The organism is Enterobacter sp. 3U4 (assembly GCF_057224565.1).
In genome coordinates this window covers 535,113-551,034 of record NZ_CP136665.1, presented here as the reverse complement: position 1 = coordinate 551,034, position 15,922 = coordinate 535,113, and the positions used below count along the sequence as shown (strand labels likewise).

General features: G+C 62.1%; 13 protein-coding genes. 3 read left to right on the top strand and 10 right to left on the bottom strand.

The window, feature by feature from the left end; all coding sequences use genetic code 11:
- The first annotated feature begins 30 nt into the window (after positions 1-30).
- Genes RVY89_RS02660 through RVY89_RS02650 form a run of 3 tightly spaced genes read left to right on the top strand, consistent with a single transcriptional unit; the run spans position 31 to position 2,532 of the window.
- Entirely contained in the window at positions 31-1,260 is a 1,230-nt protein-coding gene (locus tag RVY89_RS02660; protein WP_484826815.1) for an MFS transporter, read from the top strand.
- A 49-nt stretch (positions 1,261-1,309) separates the two neighbouring features.
- A complete protein-coding gene (locus tag RVY89_RS02655; protein WP_484826814.1) occupies positions 1,310-1,777 on the top strand; it encodes a DUF6130 family protein in 468 nt (155 codons plus the stop codon).
- 11 nt (positions 1,778-1,788) lie between these two features.
- A complete protein-coding gene (locus RVY89_RS02650) occupies positions 1,789-2,532 on the top strand; it encodes an alpha/beta fold hydrolase (protein ID WP_484826813.1) in 744 nt (247 codons plus the stop codon).
- Positions 2,533-2,588: 56 nt separating this feature from the next.
- On the opposite strand, the gene iolB is transcribed toward RVY89_RS02650, so the two are convergent.
- From iolB to RVY89_RS02600, 10 genes are all read right to left on the bottom strand, one after another.
- Positions 2,589-3,413 carry a 5-deoxy-glucuronate isomerase gene (gene iolB / locus RVY89_RS02645; RefSeq protein ID WP_484826812.1) on the bottom strand — a complete coding sequence of 275 codons (825 nt, stop codon included), beginning with the start codon at positions 3,411-3,413 and terminating at the stop codon, positions 2,589-2,591.
- A 9-nt stretch (positions 3,414-3,422) separates the two neighbouring features.
- On the bottom strand, positions 3,423-4,313 hold the full coding sequence (gene iolE, locus RVY89_RS02640; protein ID WP_484826811.1) for a myo-inosose-2 dehydratase: 891 nt from the start codon (positions 4,311-4,313) through the stop codon (positions 3,423-3,425).
- An 11-nt stretch (positions 4,314-4,324) separates the two neighbouring features.
- A complete protein-coding gene (locus tag RVY89_RS02635; RefSeq protein WP_484826810.1) occupies positions 4,325-6,229 on the bottom strand; it encodes a bifunctional 5-dehydro-2-deoxygluconokinase/5-dehydro-2-deoxyphosphogluconate aldolase in 1,905 nt (634 codons plus the stop codon).
- Between the two features lie 12 nt (positions 6,230-6,241).
- A complete protein-coding gene (locus RVY89_RS02630) occupies positions 6,242-7,375 on the bottom strand; it encodes a Gfo/Idh/MocA family protein (RefSeq protein ID WP_484826809.1) in 1,134 nt (377 codons plus the stop codon).
- A gap of 8 nt (positions 7,376-7,383) precedes the next feature.
- Positions 7,384-8,412 carry an ABC transporter permease gene (locus RVY89_RS02625; RefSeq protein ID WP_008502116.1) on the bottom strand — a complete coding sequence of 343 codons (1,029 nt, stop codon included), beginning with the start codon at positions 8,410-8,412 and terminating at the stop codon, positions 7,384-7,386.
- 11 nt (positions 8,413-8,423) lie between these two features.
- A complete protein-coding gene (locus RVY89_RS02620) occupies positions 8,424-9,971 on the bottom strand; it encodes a sugar ABC transporter ATP-binding protein (protein ID WP_484826808.1) in 1,548 nt (515 codons plus the stop codon).
- Between the two features lie 54 nt (positions 9,972-10,025).
- Positions 10,026-10,955 carry a sugar ABC transporter substrate-binding protein gene (locus RVY89_RS02615; RefSeq protein WP_021241824.1) on the bottom strand — a complete coding sequence of 310 codons (930 nt, stop codon included), beginning with the start codon at positions 10,953-10,955 and terminating at the stop codon, positions 10,026-10,028.
- A gap of 31 nt (positions 10,956-10,986) precedes the next feature.
- Positions 10,987-11,973: an inositol 2-dehydrogenase gene (gene iolG, locus RVY89_RS02610; protein ID WP_059446285.1), complete on the bottom strand. Its 987-nt coding sequence runs from the start codon at positions 11,971-11,973 to the stop codon at positions 10,987-10,989.
- A gap of 301 nt (positions 11,974-12,274) precedes the next feature.
- Positions 12,275-14,200, bottom strand: coding sequence for a 3D-(3,5/4)-trihydroxycyclohexane-1,2-dione acylhydrolase (decyclizing) (iolD, locus tag RVY89_RS02605; protein WP_484826807.1), 1,926 nt, complete (start codon positions 14,198-14,200; stop codon positions 12,275-12,277).
- Positions 14,201-14,211: 11 nt separating this feature from the next.
- A complete protein-coding gene (locus RVY89_RS02600; RefSeq protein ID WP_484826806.1) occupies positions 14,212-15,717 on the bottom strand; it encodes a CoA-acylating methylmalonate-semialdehyde dehydrogenase in 1,506 nt (501 codons plus the stop codon).
- Between the last annotated feature and the right edge of the window lie 205 nt (positions 15,718-15,922).

Below are 15,922 nucleotides of genomic sequence, written 5' to 3'. Positions count from 1 at the left end.
CAGGACAACTGCATAGCGGAATGAAAAATAATGGAAACACCAGCCCTGCCACATCGCCTCGCCCTCACGGCCGGGTGTAATCAACTGATCAACTGGGGGATTTCGTTTTATATGCCCGGCACCTTTGCGCTGGCCATTTCAGCCGACCGGGGATGGTCGTCACCGCAGATTTACCTCGGCCTCACGCTGGCGATGCTGGTGATGGCGGCGGTATCTCCTTTTGTCGCCCGCCTGCTGGCACGCTTTGGCGGTCAGAAGGTGGTAATGGGCGGAACCCTGCTGATCGCCGCAAGCTGTGCAGGAATGGCGTATGCCCGAACGCTTTATGGCTGGTACGGCGCCTGGCTGGTCACCGGTATAGGGATGCGCCTGTCGCTGTACGATGCGCTGTTCGCCGCGCTGGTGAACCTCTACGGGCAGCAGGCGCGAAGAACGATCTCACGCGTCACGCTGGCGGGCGGGCTGGCCTCCGCCGTCTTCTGGCCGCTGGGCGATGCTCTGCTTCAGGTAATGAGCTGGCAGGAGGCGCTGCGCGTCTATGCTCTCTTCGGCCTGCTGAGTGCGGCGCTGATAAGAACGCTTCCCCGGCAGCGCCTGACGGTGACGACAAAGGTCGCCGCGCCGCCGCTGAACAACGAACGGCGTAACGGCTGGCTTTATGTCGCCTTCATTGCCCTCATCACCTTTGTCTCTAACGGCACCTCCACCCATCTGCCGGAGTTTATTGCCCACTACGGCCTGCCGGTCGCCATCGGCATGCTGTGGGGAATCGGCCAGACGGGCGCGCGTTCGCTGGAGGTGCTGGCGGGAGCCCGCTTAACGCCCTTCAAGCTGACGCTTTTTACCGCGCTCGCCATGCCGCTCTGTTTTCTTATGGGGTTGAGCAGCGCCCTGTTTGTCGGGTGTGTGGCCGGTTTTGTACTGGGCTATGGGGCCATCAACGGGCTGGTCACCATCGTTAAAGCCACCCTGCCGCTGGAACTCTTTAGCGCGGAAAGCTATGCCCGCCGCACGGGCATGCTGCTGATCCCCGGCCAGCTGATGGCGGCAGCCTCACCGTTTGCCTATGCGTGGCTGAATAAAACGCTGGGGATCGCTGGCGCAATGTGGGTTTCTGCGGGGCTGACGCTGGTAATTGCCGGGCTGGCGATAGCGATCGTGCGCTGTCCCGGGAAGCAAACTGTATCGCACTGTATCCCGCGCGAAGCGCTGACAAACGGGTACAAAACGCCGCCTCCGGCAAATATCTCCGATACATAAAAATGGTTTTCTTTCCCTGTCGTCATTCAGAACCGATGAGGAGAGAACCATGATTCGTCGCTATGTACTTTTCCCCCTGATTGTCCTGGCATCTGTAGCACGGGCCCAGGCCACACCGCTGGACAATCTGAGCGCCGCGGACGTTAACGGCCCCGCCGCCGTTGCCCCGCTGGCTCAGCCGCAGCCGCCCGCAAAACTTATCGTCGATCCGCCGCTTGCCGGGCCGCTGAGCAAAGGCGCGGTGTTTATCCAGTACCGGGCCGAAAACCTGCGCATCGAGCCGGTATTCGGCCCCGACGCGCTCAAGGTCACCCCGCGCATCGGGCACATTCACGTGGAGGTGGACGATGCGCCGTGGCACTGGGCTGACGCCAGCGGAGAGCCGGTGATCCTGGTAGGGCTGCCCGCCGGTAAACACAAGGTGACGATAATTCTGGCCGACCCGACGCATAAGCCGCTCGATCACAAAACCGTTGAATTCACCGTCCCGCCCCACGCGGCGGTCCACCATTTTTAAGGAGTCTGAAGATGAAAGCACTGTCTGTACTAACGGCAGGCCTGCTGGCGCTTTCCGCCAGCGCCTTTGCGCAGGGTAAAACCAGCGTCGTGCTGGTTCACGGCGCGTTTGCCGACGGCAGCAGCTGGAATAAGGTGATTACCCTGCTGCAGAAACAGCACGTAGAGGTTATTGCCGTCCAGCTGCCGCTCACGTCGCTAAAAGATGACGTTGCCGCCACGCGGCGAGCCATCGCGCGCGCCCAGGGAGATATCGTACTGGTGGGTCACTCCTGGGGCGGCACCGTGATTAGCGAGGCGGGCAACGATGCGCGGGTAAAATCACTGGTGTATGTGGCAGCGTTTGCGCCTGATTCCGGCCAGTCGACGGCGGATCTGGCAGGAAGCTACCCTGCACCGCCGGGCGGCTCTGACATTGCCAAAACGGCGGACGGCTATTTATACCTGCCGACAGAAGCCGTCAGGAAGAACTTCGCGCCTGACGTGAAGCCAGCCATTCAAGATACGATTGCAGTCACGCAGGGGCCAATTAACGCCGAGGCGTTTAGCGAAAAGGTCACTCACGCGGCGTGGCATGACAAACCGAGCTGGTTTGTGGTCAGCAAGAATGACCGAATGATCAACCCCGATCTTGAGCGTGCGATGGCAAAGACTATCCATGCGAAATCCGCAGAGGTGGCGGCAAGCCACGTGTCGATGGTGAGCCAGCCGGAGGCTATCGCCCGGACGATTGAGCAGGCGGTTGAAGCAAAGTAATTTTTTGCGAATTCCAGGCCGGGTAAGCGCAGCGCCACCCGGCAAATAAAACGGCTTCAGCCCTCGCCGACAGCGGGATAATCCCGATTAATCCACGCGTGGTCATCCTCCCAGGTGAACATCCATTTGCGCACCGGGCCGGCCATCACGTTGAGGTAGTAGCTGTCATACCCGGCCATCGTTGCCACCGGGTGGTAGCCCTTCGGCACCATAACCACGTCACGGTTATAGACCGCCATGCACTCATCCAGCGTTCTGTCGTCGGTGTAAACCCGCTGCATGCAAAACCCCTGCTCCGGATTGAGACGATGGTAGTAGGTCTCCTCCAGATACGTCTCCTGCGGCGGGTTATCCGTGTCGTGCTTGTGGCTCGGGTACGAGCTGGTACAGCCCTCGTTGGTCCAGACCTCCACCACCAGCAGGCTGTCGGCGGGCTTGTCTTCCGGCAGAATGTTGTGCACGTAGCGCTGGTTATGGCCCTTGCCGCGCGCTTCACCGTCGATATCCTGCGGCGCAATCAGCCGCGTCGGATACGTGCCTTTGCCCGGCGCGGCGCAGACCGCCAGCTCCATCGTCGTCAGCGCCTTCACCTGCACCGTCTCCTGCGGGGTGACGTACACCGCCCACGGCTTGATGCGTTCGAACGGGCTCATCCGCTCGCCAATATCGTTAAACTGCGCGGAGGGCGTGCGTATGGAGGCGCGTCCGGCCACCAGCACCAGACAGCGCTCTTCGCTGACGGCGGGCAGCGTCAGCGTCTGCCCCTCCTGCAGCTCATACGCCTCAAAGCCGACGTACCCCCACCCTGCGCTTTCCGGCGTGACGGACTGGGTGCGTCCCTCCGCGTTCGGCTGTTGCCAGCGTGATAACAGACGTGACATGTCACCTCCTCAAATCAGTCCGGCGTCGCGCGCCAGGCGGCTCAGATTGTTATACCCCAGACGGGCGTAGGTCAGCGGATGGGCAATCGCCGGATCCTGCTCGGCCTCCACCACCAGCCAGCCGTGATAATCCTGCGACTTCAGCAACCGCATAATCGGCGGGTAATCGACGCAGCCATCGCCCGGCACGGTAAACACGCCGCTCAGCACCGCGTCGAGGAAGCTGGTTTTGCGGTTTTTCACGTCCGCCAGCACGTCGGCACGCACGTCTTTGCAGTGAACGTGGTTGATGCGCGACGCCCAGCGCTGCGCCACCGCCAGCGGATCGGCCCCGGCAAAGGTCAAATGGCCGGTATCGAGCAGTAGCCCCACCGCGTCACCGGTGTGGGTCATCAGGTTGTCCACATCGTCGGCGGACTCAATCACCGTGCCCATATGGTGATGGTAGGCAATTTGTACCCCCTGCTGCTGCGTATAGCGGGCAAATTCGGTGAGCTTCTCGCCGTACTCTTTCCAGCGCGCCTGCGGGAAGCGCGGGCGCAGGTGCACCGGGGTCTGCTGCTCGCCGTGAATGCAGCCGCTCACTTCCGCAAAGACCAGCACCTTCGCCCCCAGCTCGCGCAGCAGCGTCAGGTGGGACTGCACGGCGGCGATCTCCTCCTCCACGCTGCGCTCCAGCAGGCGGCCGGAGTACCAGCCGGAGACCAGCTGCAGGTCGTGGCGCTGCAGGATGGGGCCGAGCAGCCGCGCTTCGCGCGGGAACTTATTGCCCAGCTCGAAGCCGGCGAAACCGGCCTCTTTACCTTCGCTCAGACAGATCTCAAGCGACGTCTCCGCGCCGAGAGAAGGCAGATCGTCGTTCGTCCACGTCAGCGGGTTAATGCCTAATTGCACACTCATTGTCGTCTCCATTATGCGTGTCCGCGCTCGCGCCACCAGGCGATAAGCTGCAGGTAGTTGTCCCGGATGCGCGCCACCAGCTGCGCATCGTCAATATCGTGTTTCAGCCACGCGCGTGAGGCATCGCCAAACAGCGTGCGCCCCACGGCGAAGCCTTTCACCAGCGTCTGACCCGCTGCGGCTTTAAAGTCGGCGCGCAGCTGTTCCGCCGGGGCGTCCAGGCCGAGGATCACCACCCCGCAGCAGTGCGGGTCCCGGCGTTCGATAATCTCGCTCAGCGCCGTCCAGCCGTCGGCGGAGAGCGGCGGCAGCTTCCACCAGTCCGGGTAAATGCCGAGGTTGTAGAAGCGGGAGATAGCGCGCAGGTAGAGCTCGTCGCTGCGCGGCATTGTCGCGGGCAGGATCACCTCCAGCAGGAGCTCGTGCCCGGACCGGCAGCAGGCGTGATACACCTCGGAGATTTTTTGCTCCTGCTCCAGGCGCAGGCCGTGAGCGTCTTCCGGGTGGAAGAAGACCAGGCACTTCACCACGTGCTCCTGCGGCCAGCTGATAAGCTGGGTGCCAATGTTGCCGTGCTCCATCTCCAGCGGCCGGGAGCCCGGCAGCTCGATGGGACGGCCAATCCACCACCCCTCGCCGGTGATCGCGTTCAGCGCGTCCTGACCAAAGGTGCCGTCGCACAGCAGACCCGCTTTGCCCTCCAGCCCGGCGCGGCTCGCCGCCTCGCGGCTGGCCTGCAGGATCAGCTGCTTCAGCGCCGGAATGCGCTTAAGCGACGCGCCGCACTGCATCGCCATATCCTCAAGCTGGCTGCGGTGATCGAAGGCCATCACGCACAGCTCCGGCCACTCGCGGCGACGGGTGGTCACCCGGTGGAGGTGGTTAAGCCGCGGATCAAGGTCCGGGCGCGGCACATTCGCGGCGCGGGAAAGATAATCATCTAGCTCGATTTTGCTCGGCATCGCCGGGGCGCAGCCGTGGCGCGAGACCACCAGCGCGCCGCAGGCGTTGGCGTAGCGGCACGCCTGCTCCCAGCCCTCGTCGTTCAGGTAGCCGCGCAGCAGGCCGGACATAAACGCGTCCCCCGCCCCGAGGACGTTCAGCACCTCCACGCGCACGCCGGTCACCGTCAGGCCGTCGTCCAGCCGGGGCGGAATGGCGTCGGTATAGACCGAGCAGCCGAGCGCGCCGCGTTTGCAGACCAGCGCAGCCTTGCTTACGGCACGCACCTGCCCCAGCGCCTGCAGGGTCTCCGTGCTGCCGCCCGCAATGTGAAACTCCTCCTCGGTGCCGACAATGACGTCGAAGAGGTGCAGCACCTCCTGCAGCTCGCGGGTGACCTTATCGGCAGCGATAAAGCGCGTTTCACCGTCGCCTAAGGAGGTCAGCCCCCACAGCACCGGACGGTAATCGATGTCGAGCACCGTGCGCACGCCGTGACGGCGGGCATAGCCCAGCGCCGTCAGCACCGCCTCACGGGTCTGAGGATGAGAAAGGTGAGTCCCGGTGATGGCAAGACAACGTGCGGAGGCAATGTAGCTTTCATCCACATCGCTGGCGGTAATCGCCATATCCGCGCAGTTATCGCGATAAAAAATAAGAGGAAAGGTGTCCCGGTCTTTAATGCCGAGTAGCACCAGAGCCGTGAGGCGGTCTTTATCGGTAATCAGATGGCTGGTATCGCAGCCCACCTGATTAAGCTCTTCCCGCAGGAAGCGGCCCATATGTTCATCGCCGACGCGCGCCAGCATCGACGAGCGCAGGCCCTGACGCGCGGTGCCGTACGCTACGTTGCCGGACGAGCCGCCGAGGTATTTGGCGAAGCTCGACGCGTCCTCCAGACGGGCACCAATCTGCTGACTGTAGAGGTCTACCGCCACGCGGCCCATGCATATCACATCAAACTGCTTTTCCACGTTGATACCTCATCAGACAATGTCGTTCACGTTCAGCCAGCGGCCTTCCCGGTGCGAAAGCGCGATCGCGTCGAGCACGCGCGACACCTTCCAGCCCTCTTCGAAGTCCGGCCACATCGGCGCGTCGGCGGCAATCCCGTCCACCAGGTCGCGCACCTCCACCGTTTTTTGATCGTTAAAGCCTATCCCGTGGCCTGCCCCCATGCAGAACGCGGCGTAGTCCGGGTGCGCCGGGCCGACGAGTAAGGTGCGGAATCCCTGACGGTTCACCGGATCGTCATGCAGATAGAGCTTCAGCTCCGCCATGCGCTCCTGGGTAAAGCTGATGGCGCCTTTCGTGCCGGTAATGACGTACGACAGCCCCATCTTGCGGCCGCAGGCGACGCGGGAGGTTTCAATCACGCCCTGCGCCCCGCCCGCGAAGCGCACCATCGCGTGGGCCTGGTCCTCGTTTTCGACGGCAACCATGTCCGACGAGCCGGCCTTCACCGGACGTTCCGGGACCACGATCTTCAGGTCACCGCAGACCTGCTCAATCTCCCCGACCAGGTACTGGGCCATGTTGACGATATGCGCCGCGAGGTCGCCCAGCGCCCCAAGCCCGGCAGTCTCTTTGAAGCAGTGCCAGTGAATGGGAGAAAGCGGGTCGGCCATATAGTCTTCGTTGTGGGTGCCGTAGAAGTGGATCACCTCGCCAATCTCGCCGCGGGCGATAATCTCCTTCGCCAGCTGCGCCGTCGGGTTTTTCATATAGTTGAACCCTACCAGCGTTTTCACCCCGGCCCGCTTCGCGGCGTCGACCATCTCGCGCGCATCGTGGGCGTTCAGCGCCAGCGGCTTCTCCGAGTAGACGTGCTTGCCGTGGCGGATCGCCTCCAGCGCCATCTCTTTATGCAGATGGTTGGGTGAGCAAATATCCACCACGTCAATAGCCGGGTCGGCCACCAGCGCCCGCCAGTCGCCGGTGGAGCGGTTGAAGCCAAACGCCTGCGCGCGCGCTGCCGCGAGCTCCGGCGTGACTTCCGCCACCATCTCGCGCACCAGCCTGCCGCGCAGGTTGAACACCGTCGGGGCCTGGGCATAGGCGATAGCGTGCGCCTTGCCGATATACCCGGTGCCAATTAATCCAATACGAACCTCTTTCATTGCGATCCTCACAGTGCGCCGCGACGGCTCTTGGCGTAGGTATCAAACGCCACCGCCAGAACGATAATTAATCCGGTGATAATCTGCTGGTAGTAGGCCGAGACGTTCATCAGCACCAGGCCGTTAATCAGAATCCCCATGATGATGGAGCCGATAATGGTGCCGCCGATGCGCCCGTAGCCGCCCATCAGCGAGGTGCCGCCGATCACCACCGAAGCGATGACGCGCAGCTCAAAGGAGATCCCGGCCACCGCCTCGGCGCTCCCCAGACGCGCGCTCAGAATGAAGCCCGCCAGCCCCGCCAGGCAGCCAATCAGCACGTAGACGCTGACCAGCACGCGCTTGACGTTCACCCCCGCCAGGCGCGCCGCCTCCGGGTTACCGCCGATGGCGTAGACGAAGCGGCCCCAGCGGGTTTTATGCAGCGCCAGATAGCCGCCGAGGGCGACGATGGCGAAGATCCAGATCGGAATGGAGATGCCGAGCAGCTCCCCGCGCCCCCACCAGCGGTAGCCCTGATCGAAACCGGCGATCGGCGCGCCGTCGTTGATCACCAGCGTCAGGCCGCGCCAGATGGTCATCCCGCCGAGGGTGACGATGAACGGCGGCAGGCGCAGGCGGGTCACGCCCAGACCGTGCAGAAAGCCAATCGCCGTGCCCATCGCCAGACAAATTCCCAACCCAATCAGCCAGCTCATGCCGCCCCAGGCGTTCGGGTCGACGGTGGTGAAGTTGTCGCCTTTGATCACGTACGCCGCGGTCATGGCGCACACCGCCAGAATGGAGCCCACGGAGAGGTCAATCCCGGCGGTCAGGATGACAAAGGTCATCCCCACGGCCATGATCCCGTAGATGGACACTTCAGTCAGGATGTTGAAAATATTGCGTTCAGAGAAAAAATTGCTGTTCTGCGACTGGAAGAAGATCAGCAGCAGGATCATGAAAATCAGGACCCCGAAGCGCTCGAAGAAGGCGATGGGATCGATGCGTCCGGCGCGTTTGACCGGGGCCTGCGTTTTAGAAATCATCTGCGTCATGAGAAACTCCGTTATGCCGCGTTCAGGGCGTTGTGGTTGATGGCCATCATCGTCATCAGCCGTTCTTCGTTAGCGTCGTCACCGTGGATCTCGCCGGTCACCCGGCCTTCGCTGAGGGTGATGATCCGGTCTGACACCGCCATCACTTCAGGCAGATCGGAGGAGATCACGATCACCGCCACGCCCTTTTTCGCCATGTCAAACAGCACCTGGTGCACTTCCGATTTGGTCCCCACGTCGATGCCGCGCGTCGGCTCATCGACGATCAGCACCCGCGGGTTGAGCGCCATGCAGCGCGCGAGGATCACCTTTTGCTGGTTACCGCCGGAGAGCTTGCGCACCTCCTGCGCGCTGTTGACCATTTTGATCTGCAGCGCCTTGCGGTAGGACTCGATCAGATCGTCCTCTTTGCGGGTGTTCACAAACCAGCGCCACTGCAGCAGCGAGGAGAGGCAGGAGAGCGACAGGTTGTCGCGAATCGACAGCCCCAGCACCGCCCCCTCTTTTTTGCGGTCTTCCGGCACCAGCGCCACGCCCTGATCGAGCGCATAAAGCGGGTCGCGCGGCTGGTAAGGCACGCCGTCCAGTTCAAAGCTCCCCGAGGTAAAGGCATCTGCGCCAAACAGGCAGCGGGCCACTTCGGTGCGCCCGGCGCCCACCAGTCCGGCAATGCCTAAGACCTCCCCGGCGTGGACGTGGAAGCTGATGTCGTGCAGGGCGATGCCGTGCGGATCCAGCGGCGGCTTTTCGCGGCTCAGCCCCTTCACCGCCAGGCGGACGGGTTTATCCTCATGATGCGTTTCGCTGGCGGGGCGACGGTTAAAGGCCACGTCGCGTCCGACCATCAGGCGGATGAGCTGTTCGACGTTGGTCTCCGCCACCGCGCCGGTGCCGGTGAAACGGCCGTCCTGGAAAACGGTGAAGCGATCGCAGAGCTGGAAAACTTCGTGCAGACGGTGGGTGACGTAAATAATGCTCACGCCACGGTTTTTAAGCTCGCGCACCACGCGGTGCAGGCTTTCCACCTCGCTGTCGCTCAGCGCGGCGGAAGGTTCGTCCATAATGATTAATCTGGCGTTGAGGGTCAGCGCCCGGGCGATCTCCACCATTTGCTGCTGGGCGACGCTCAGACGGGCGACAGGCGTGGTCGGCGCAACGTTCAGCTGCAGGTAATCAAGAATAACCTGCGCCTCCTGGTTAACCGCCCTTTCGTCGACGATCAGGTTACGTTTACGCGGCTCGCGCCCGAGAAACATGTTTTCCGCGACGGTCATGTTGGGCAGCAGGTTGAATTCCTGATAGATGGTGATAATGCCCTTGTTCTGCCGTTCCACCGGAGAGTCGTCCACCGGCAGCGTTTCGCCGCTGAACCAGATATCCCCGCGGGTTTGCGGCTGCGCCCCCGCTAGCGCCTTCAGCAGCGTGGATTTACCCGCCCCGTTTTCCCCCAGCAGAGCGTGGATCTCGCCCGCGCCGACGGTCAGCTGAGCGCTGGTTAACGCCCAGACGCCGGAAAAGCTTTTTGCCAGGTCGGTCACTTTCAGTAAGGGTTGCGACATCGGTCTGCTCCTCCTTTAGAGTGAGCCGCCGCGCCAGCGGCGGCTGCGGATAAATCAGTTACCGGCCTCACCGATACGCTCAGCCTGCTGCAGGTTTTCTTTGGTGATCAGGGTCGGCGGGTAGTCGGCCCCGGTGATGGCTTTTTTCTCGCGCACGTTGGCCACCAGCTGGCTCATCGCCGTCTGCACAGCAAAGCCCGGACGCTGATCCGCCGTTACCGCCAGCCAGCCGTCACGCACGCGAGCCAGCGCTTCCGGCACCGCATCAAAGCCGGTGACCAGAATTTCGCCCGGCTTCACGCCCTGGCTCTGCAGCGCTTCAATCGCCCCCAGCGCCATATCGTCATTGGCGGAGAGGATCACCTGCGGACGTTTCGGCAGCGAAGGCAGAACGCTTTCAACGATGCGCATCCCTTCCGAACGCATCCAGTTGCCGGTCTGATCGGCGACGATCTTGTACTTATCGCCACCCGCCTTCAGGCTGTCGCGGATCCCTTTAGTGCGTTCGATGTTGGAGGAGGAGCCCGGCTGGCCGGTCAGCAGAATGATCTCCGCCCCGTTGGGGAATTTGGTTTTGACGAAGTCGCCAATCGCCTGGCCGCCTTTGTAGTTGTTGGCGCCAAAGTGCGGCACTTTCTTCTGGCTGTCGACGGATCGGTCAAGGGTAACCACCGGCAGCTTCGCATCCTGAATTTCATCTACCGCGCTGGAGACCGCGTTGACGTCGTTCGGGGAGACGATAAAGCCCTGCGCCCCTCGGGTGATGGCGTTTTCCAGGTCAGCCACCTGCTTCGGCGAGCTGCCCTGCCCGTCCAGCACCTGAAGCTTCACGCCCATCTCTTTTGCGGCTTTCACCGCCGTGCGCTGCATGTGAACTTCAAACGGCATGGCCAGGTTTGGCGTACTGAAAACAATTTGCTCGTTTTCGGCGAGGGCGGCCCCGGACGTCATGGCGATGAGGGCGGCTACGATCAGTTTTTTCATTATTATGTCTCTCTGTGTAGGGTTGTTGTGTTTAGAGGACGATCTCGCGCTGGCTACGCAGCGACTCCAGCGCTTTATCCGCGAGGTACAGCGCACGTTCACCATCATCGCCGCTGCAGTCAGGCACCGCTTCGCCGCGCAGAACCGCAACAAAGTGTTCCCATTCCGCGGCGTAAGCGGATTTGTAGCGCTGCAGGAAGAAGTGTTCCGGCAGCGCGCTGGTGCAGCCCTGTTTGCCGTAGTGCTGCACCTGGTTTTCAAGAATATTGCCCGCGCACAGCAGCCCTTCGGAGCCGTGCAGCTCCAGGCGCTGGTCGTAGCCGTAAGATGAACGGCGGCTGTTGACGATGGTCGCCATCGCGCCGGAGGCATATTTCAGAACGATAAACGCGGTATCGATGTCCCCCGCCTCGCCAATCGCCGGATCCACCAGGTTACTGCCCTGGGCATAAACCGACACCGGCTCTTCGCCCATGATGAAGCGGGCCATGTCAAAGTCGTGAATGGTCATATCGCGGAACATGCCGCCGGAGACGCGCACGTATTCAGCGGGCGGCGGAGACGGGTCGCGGGAAACGATCAGCAGCGATTCCGGCTTGCCGATGCGCCCGGCCTGCGCGTCTGTTTTTACGCGGCGGAACTGCGGGTCAAAGCGGCGGTTAAAGCCGATGAACAGCGGCACGTCGTACTCTTTTACCACCTTCAGGCAGTCGCGCACGCGGGCGAGGTCGAGGTGTACCGGCTTTTCACAGAAGATGGCCTTGCCGTGGCGGGCGGCCATTTCAATCAGGTCCGCGTGGGTATCGGTGGCGGAGGCGATCAGCACGGCGTGAACGTTAGGGTCGGTCATCGCTTCATCCAGGCTCTGCTGGCGGGCCTGATACTGCGCGGCGAGGCGGGTGGCAAATTCCTGATTCGGGTCAACCACGGACCAGAGCGTGGTCGCGCCGTGGCTGGCGATGTTAGCTGCATGTACCTGGCCAATTCGGCCAGCGCCCAGTAAAGCAATGTTAAACATAACGGCTCCCGGTGTTGGTGAATGCTGTGAACTAACGACCCTATAAATAAAACATTTATTTCATTTTTATAAATAGTGAAAATTATGTTTTTGAGTGCGAGTTAACACTTTTGAGATGAATGAGATAAATTTTGTTATCAATCTCACAACATGGGAGGACATACAGCAGCTCCCCTCACCCCGGCCCTCTCCCCAAAGGGGCGAGGGAGAAAAGAGTGCACCACACCATCCCCTCTCCCCTTTGGGGAGAGGGTTAGGGTGAGGGGAAAATGAAATGAAAATTTCGTTACGGCGGAAAATCTTAATACTGACGGGCTTTTTTCACCTGCGCATGGGTTTGCTCAGCGGCTTCACGCACGGCAGACGATTCCGCCACCTGGGCATCACCGGTCCGCCACCAGGAGGCGTAGTCGTGGGTCATGGTCTTCGGCAGCACCTTGATGTCCAGCAGCGTCGGACCCGGATGGGCGCGTGACGCTTCCAGCGCCGCCAGCAGGGTTTGCTCGTCGTTCACCCGCCACGCGCGGCAGCCGTAGCTCTCCGCGTTTTGCGCAAAGTCGACCTTCACCAGCGGCCCGTCAAGCCGTCCGGTTTCCGGGTTGCGATGGCGGTTTTCGGTGCCAAAGCTGCCCATGCCGTGCCCCATCTGCAGGTTGTTAATGCAGCCGAAGCTGGCGTTATCAAACAGCAGAACGGTGACCTTAATCCCCTCCTGCACGGCGGTTTGCAGCTCGGAGTGCAGCATCATGTAGGAGCCATCCCCCACCATGGCATAAACCGGCTGCTCGGGTCGGGCAAGCTTCGCGCCGATGGCCGCCGCTATCTCGTAGCCCATGCAGGAGTAGCCGTACTCCAGGTGATAGCTGTCCGCCGTTTTGACCTGCCAGAGGCGCTGCAAATCTCCCGGCAGCGAACCGGCCGCGCCCACCACGATGGCGTTATCTTCAATATGCTGGTTGATCAGCCCCAGCACCCGCGTCTGGGTCAGGCGGGTGTTGAGCGTCTCGCCGTACTCCGCCAGCTGCGCGTCCAGGTGCCCCGCCACTTCGGGCGCGTCGTCCGGACGCCACTGGCGATCCCACAGGCGACGGCACTCGTCGCGCCAAGCGGATTTCGCCCCGGCGATCGCCTCTCCCCAGCCGCTGCGGTAATCACCGAGCGCGTGGGTCAATGCCTCGAGCCCGGTTTGAGCGTCGGCAATCAGCGCCGTGGCGTCCAGCTTCAGGGCGTCAAACTCGGCCACGTTCAGCAGCAGAAATTCGACCTTTGGATGGGAAAAGAGCGCCTTGGAGCCGGTGGTAAAGTCGGTCAGGCGCGTGCCGATGCCGATCACCAGATCGGCCTGCGGCGCGAGCTGGTTGGCGGCCATTCCCCCCGTCACCCCTACGCCACCGAGGTTAAGTGGGTGGTCACTTACCAGCGCCCCCTTTCCGGCCTGGGTTTCGGCAAACGGCAGCCGCAGCGTCTCGACAAATTCGCGAAACGCCTCATGCGCGCCTGAATAGCGCACTCCGCCGCCGCATACCACCAGCGGACGACGCTTGCGGGCGATCAGCGCGCGCGCCTGCGCCAGACGCTGCGGATCGGGCGGACGACGCTCGATGTGGTGCACGCGACGCGCGAAGAAGCTCAGCGGGTAATCCCACGCTTCCCCCTGCACGTCCTGCGGTAGGCAAATGGTCACCGCACCGGTATCTGCCGGGTCAGTAAGCGTTCGCATCGCGCTGAGCATCGCGCTCATGAGCTGCTCGGGACGGTTAATGCGGTCCCAGTAGCGGGAGACCGGACGGAAGCAGTCGTTGGTGCTGATGCTGAGGTCGTGATACTGCTCGATCTGCTGCAGCACAGGGTCCGGCTGGCGGCTGGCGTAGATATCGCCCGGCAGCAGCAGCAGCGGGATACGGTTTGCCGTGGCGGTGGCCGCCGCGGTCACCATATTGGCAGCGCCCGGCCCGACGGAAGAGGTGACGGCAAAGATGCGCTGACGACGGTGCTGTTTGGCGAATCCCGTCGCCATATGGGCAATGCCCTGCTCGTTGCAGCCCTGCATCACCTGCAGATGGCCGGGATCCTGCTCCAGCGCCTGGCCGATGCCCAGCACGTTGCCGTGCCCAAAGATGGTGGCGACGCCCTCCACGAAGGGCGTTTCGTTGCCGTCCACGCTAACGTACTGTTGATTCAGGAACCGGACCAGCGCCTGGGCCATGGTCATACGTTCGGTTTGCATAAAACCTCCTGTCAGCCCAGCGTCGGCATGGAGAACGCAGCGCCAGTCTCCTGCTGCATTTCCGGCCAGCGCGCGGTGATGGTTTTCATTCGGGTGTAGAAGCGCACGCCGTCGCTGCCGTGGACGTTGAGCGCGCCGAAGATGGAGCGCTTCCAGCCGCCGAAACTGTGGAACGCCATCGGCACCGGGATCGGCACGTTGACCCCCACCATGCCCGCCTGCACCTCTTCGCAGAAACGACGCGCGCAGCCGCCGTCGCGGGTGAAGATTGCCGAGCCATTACCATATTCATGGCGGTTAATCAGATCCACCGCGCTGGCGTAATCTGCTACGCGCAGCACAGAAAGCACCGGGCCAAAAATTTCTTCTTTATAGATGGTCATCTCCGGGGTGACGTTATCGAACAGCGTCGGCCCGACGAAGTAGCCCTGCTCGTGGCCCTTCACGCTGAAGCCGCGACCGTCCACGCGCAGTTTCGCTCCCTGCGCTTCCCCGCTGTCGATGTAGCCCAGCACCTTGCTGCGATGCGCGGAGGAGATGAGCGGCCCCATTTCGTTTTCCGGCTTCTGGTCGAGCCCCGGTCCGACGCGCAGCGCGGCAATCTGTCTCTCCAGCCGGGCGCAGAGGTCATCGGCGGTTTTATCTCCCACCGCCAGCACCACGGAGAGCGCCATGCAGCGTTCCCCCGCCGCGCCGTAGGCCGCGCCCATGATAGCGTTGGTCGCCATCTCCATGTCCGCATCCGGCATTAAAATGCAGTGGTTTTTCGCGCCGCCCAGCGCCTGGCAGCGCTTACCATGGGCGGAGGCGGTCTGGTAAATATATTCCGCAATCGGCGTGGAGCCGACAAAGCTCACCGCCTGCACGCGCGGGTCGGTCAGGAGCACGTCAACGGACTCTTTATCGCCATGTACCACGTTGAACACGCCGTCCGGGAGGCCGGCCTCTTTCAGCAGCTGCGCCAGCGCCAGCGCCAGAGAAGGATCTTTTTCCGACGGTTTCAGCACGAAGGTGTTGCCGGTCGCCAGCGCAATCGGGAACATCCACATCGGCACCATCGCCGGGAAGTTAAACGGCGTGATCCCGGCGCAGACCCCGAGCGGCTGCATCAGCGAGTGGCTGTCCACGCCGGTACCGACGTTCGCCGAGTGTTCGCCCTTTTGCAGATGCGGAATACCGCAGGCAAACTCCACCACTTCCAGGCCGCGCGTCAGTTCGCCCACCGCGTCGGAGAAGACTTTGCCGTGCTCTTCGCTGATGAGGCGGGCCAGGCGATCCATGTTCTCTTCCAGCAGCGCCTTGAAGCGGAACATCACGCGCGCGCGCTTAAGCGGAGCATGGCGCGCCCACGCCGGGAACGCCTGCTGCGCGGCGGCAATCGCCTGCTCCGTTTCCTGTGCCGTACTCATCACCACCTGGCGGATCTGCTCGCCGGTGGCCGGGTTGAAGATCGCCTGAACGCGCTGGCCTGAACCGGTGACACGTTCGCCGTGAATAAAATTCGCTACCGTCTCCATCCTTAACCTCTCGCTGTTGATACGTGACTGTGACCTGAACACTGTGTAATGAACACTATATATGAAACAAATATTCCATTTTAAGTTGAAATAAAATAAATGATGATTATTGTGATCAAGGATGGATTTTTATGTTAACAGCCAGTACCACTGACGCCGCGTGCGCTATTAAGGAATTTCGGGCGAGGAAATGACTGAAGCTTCT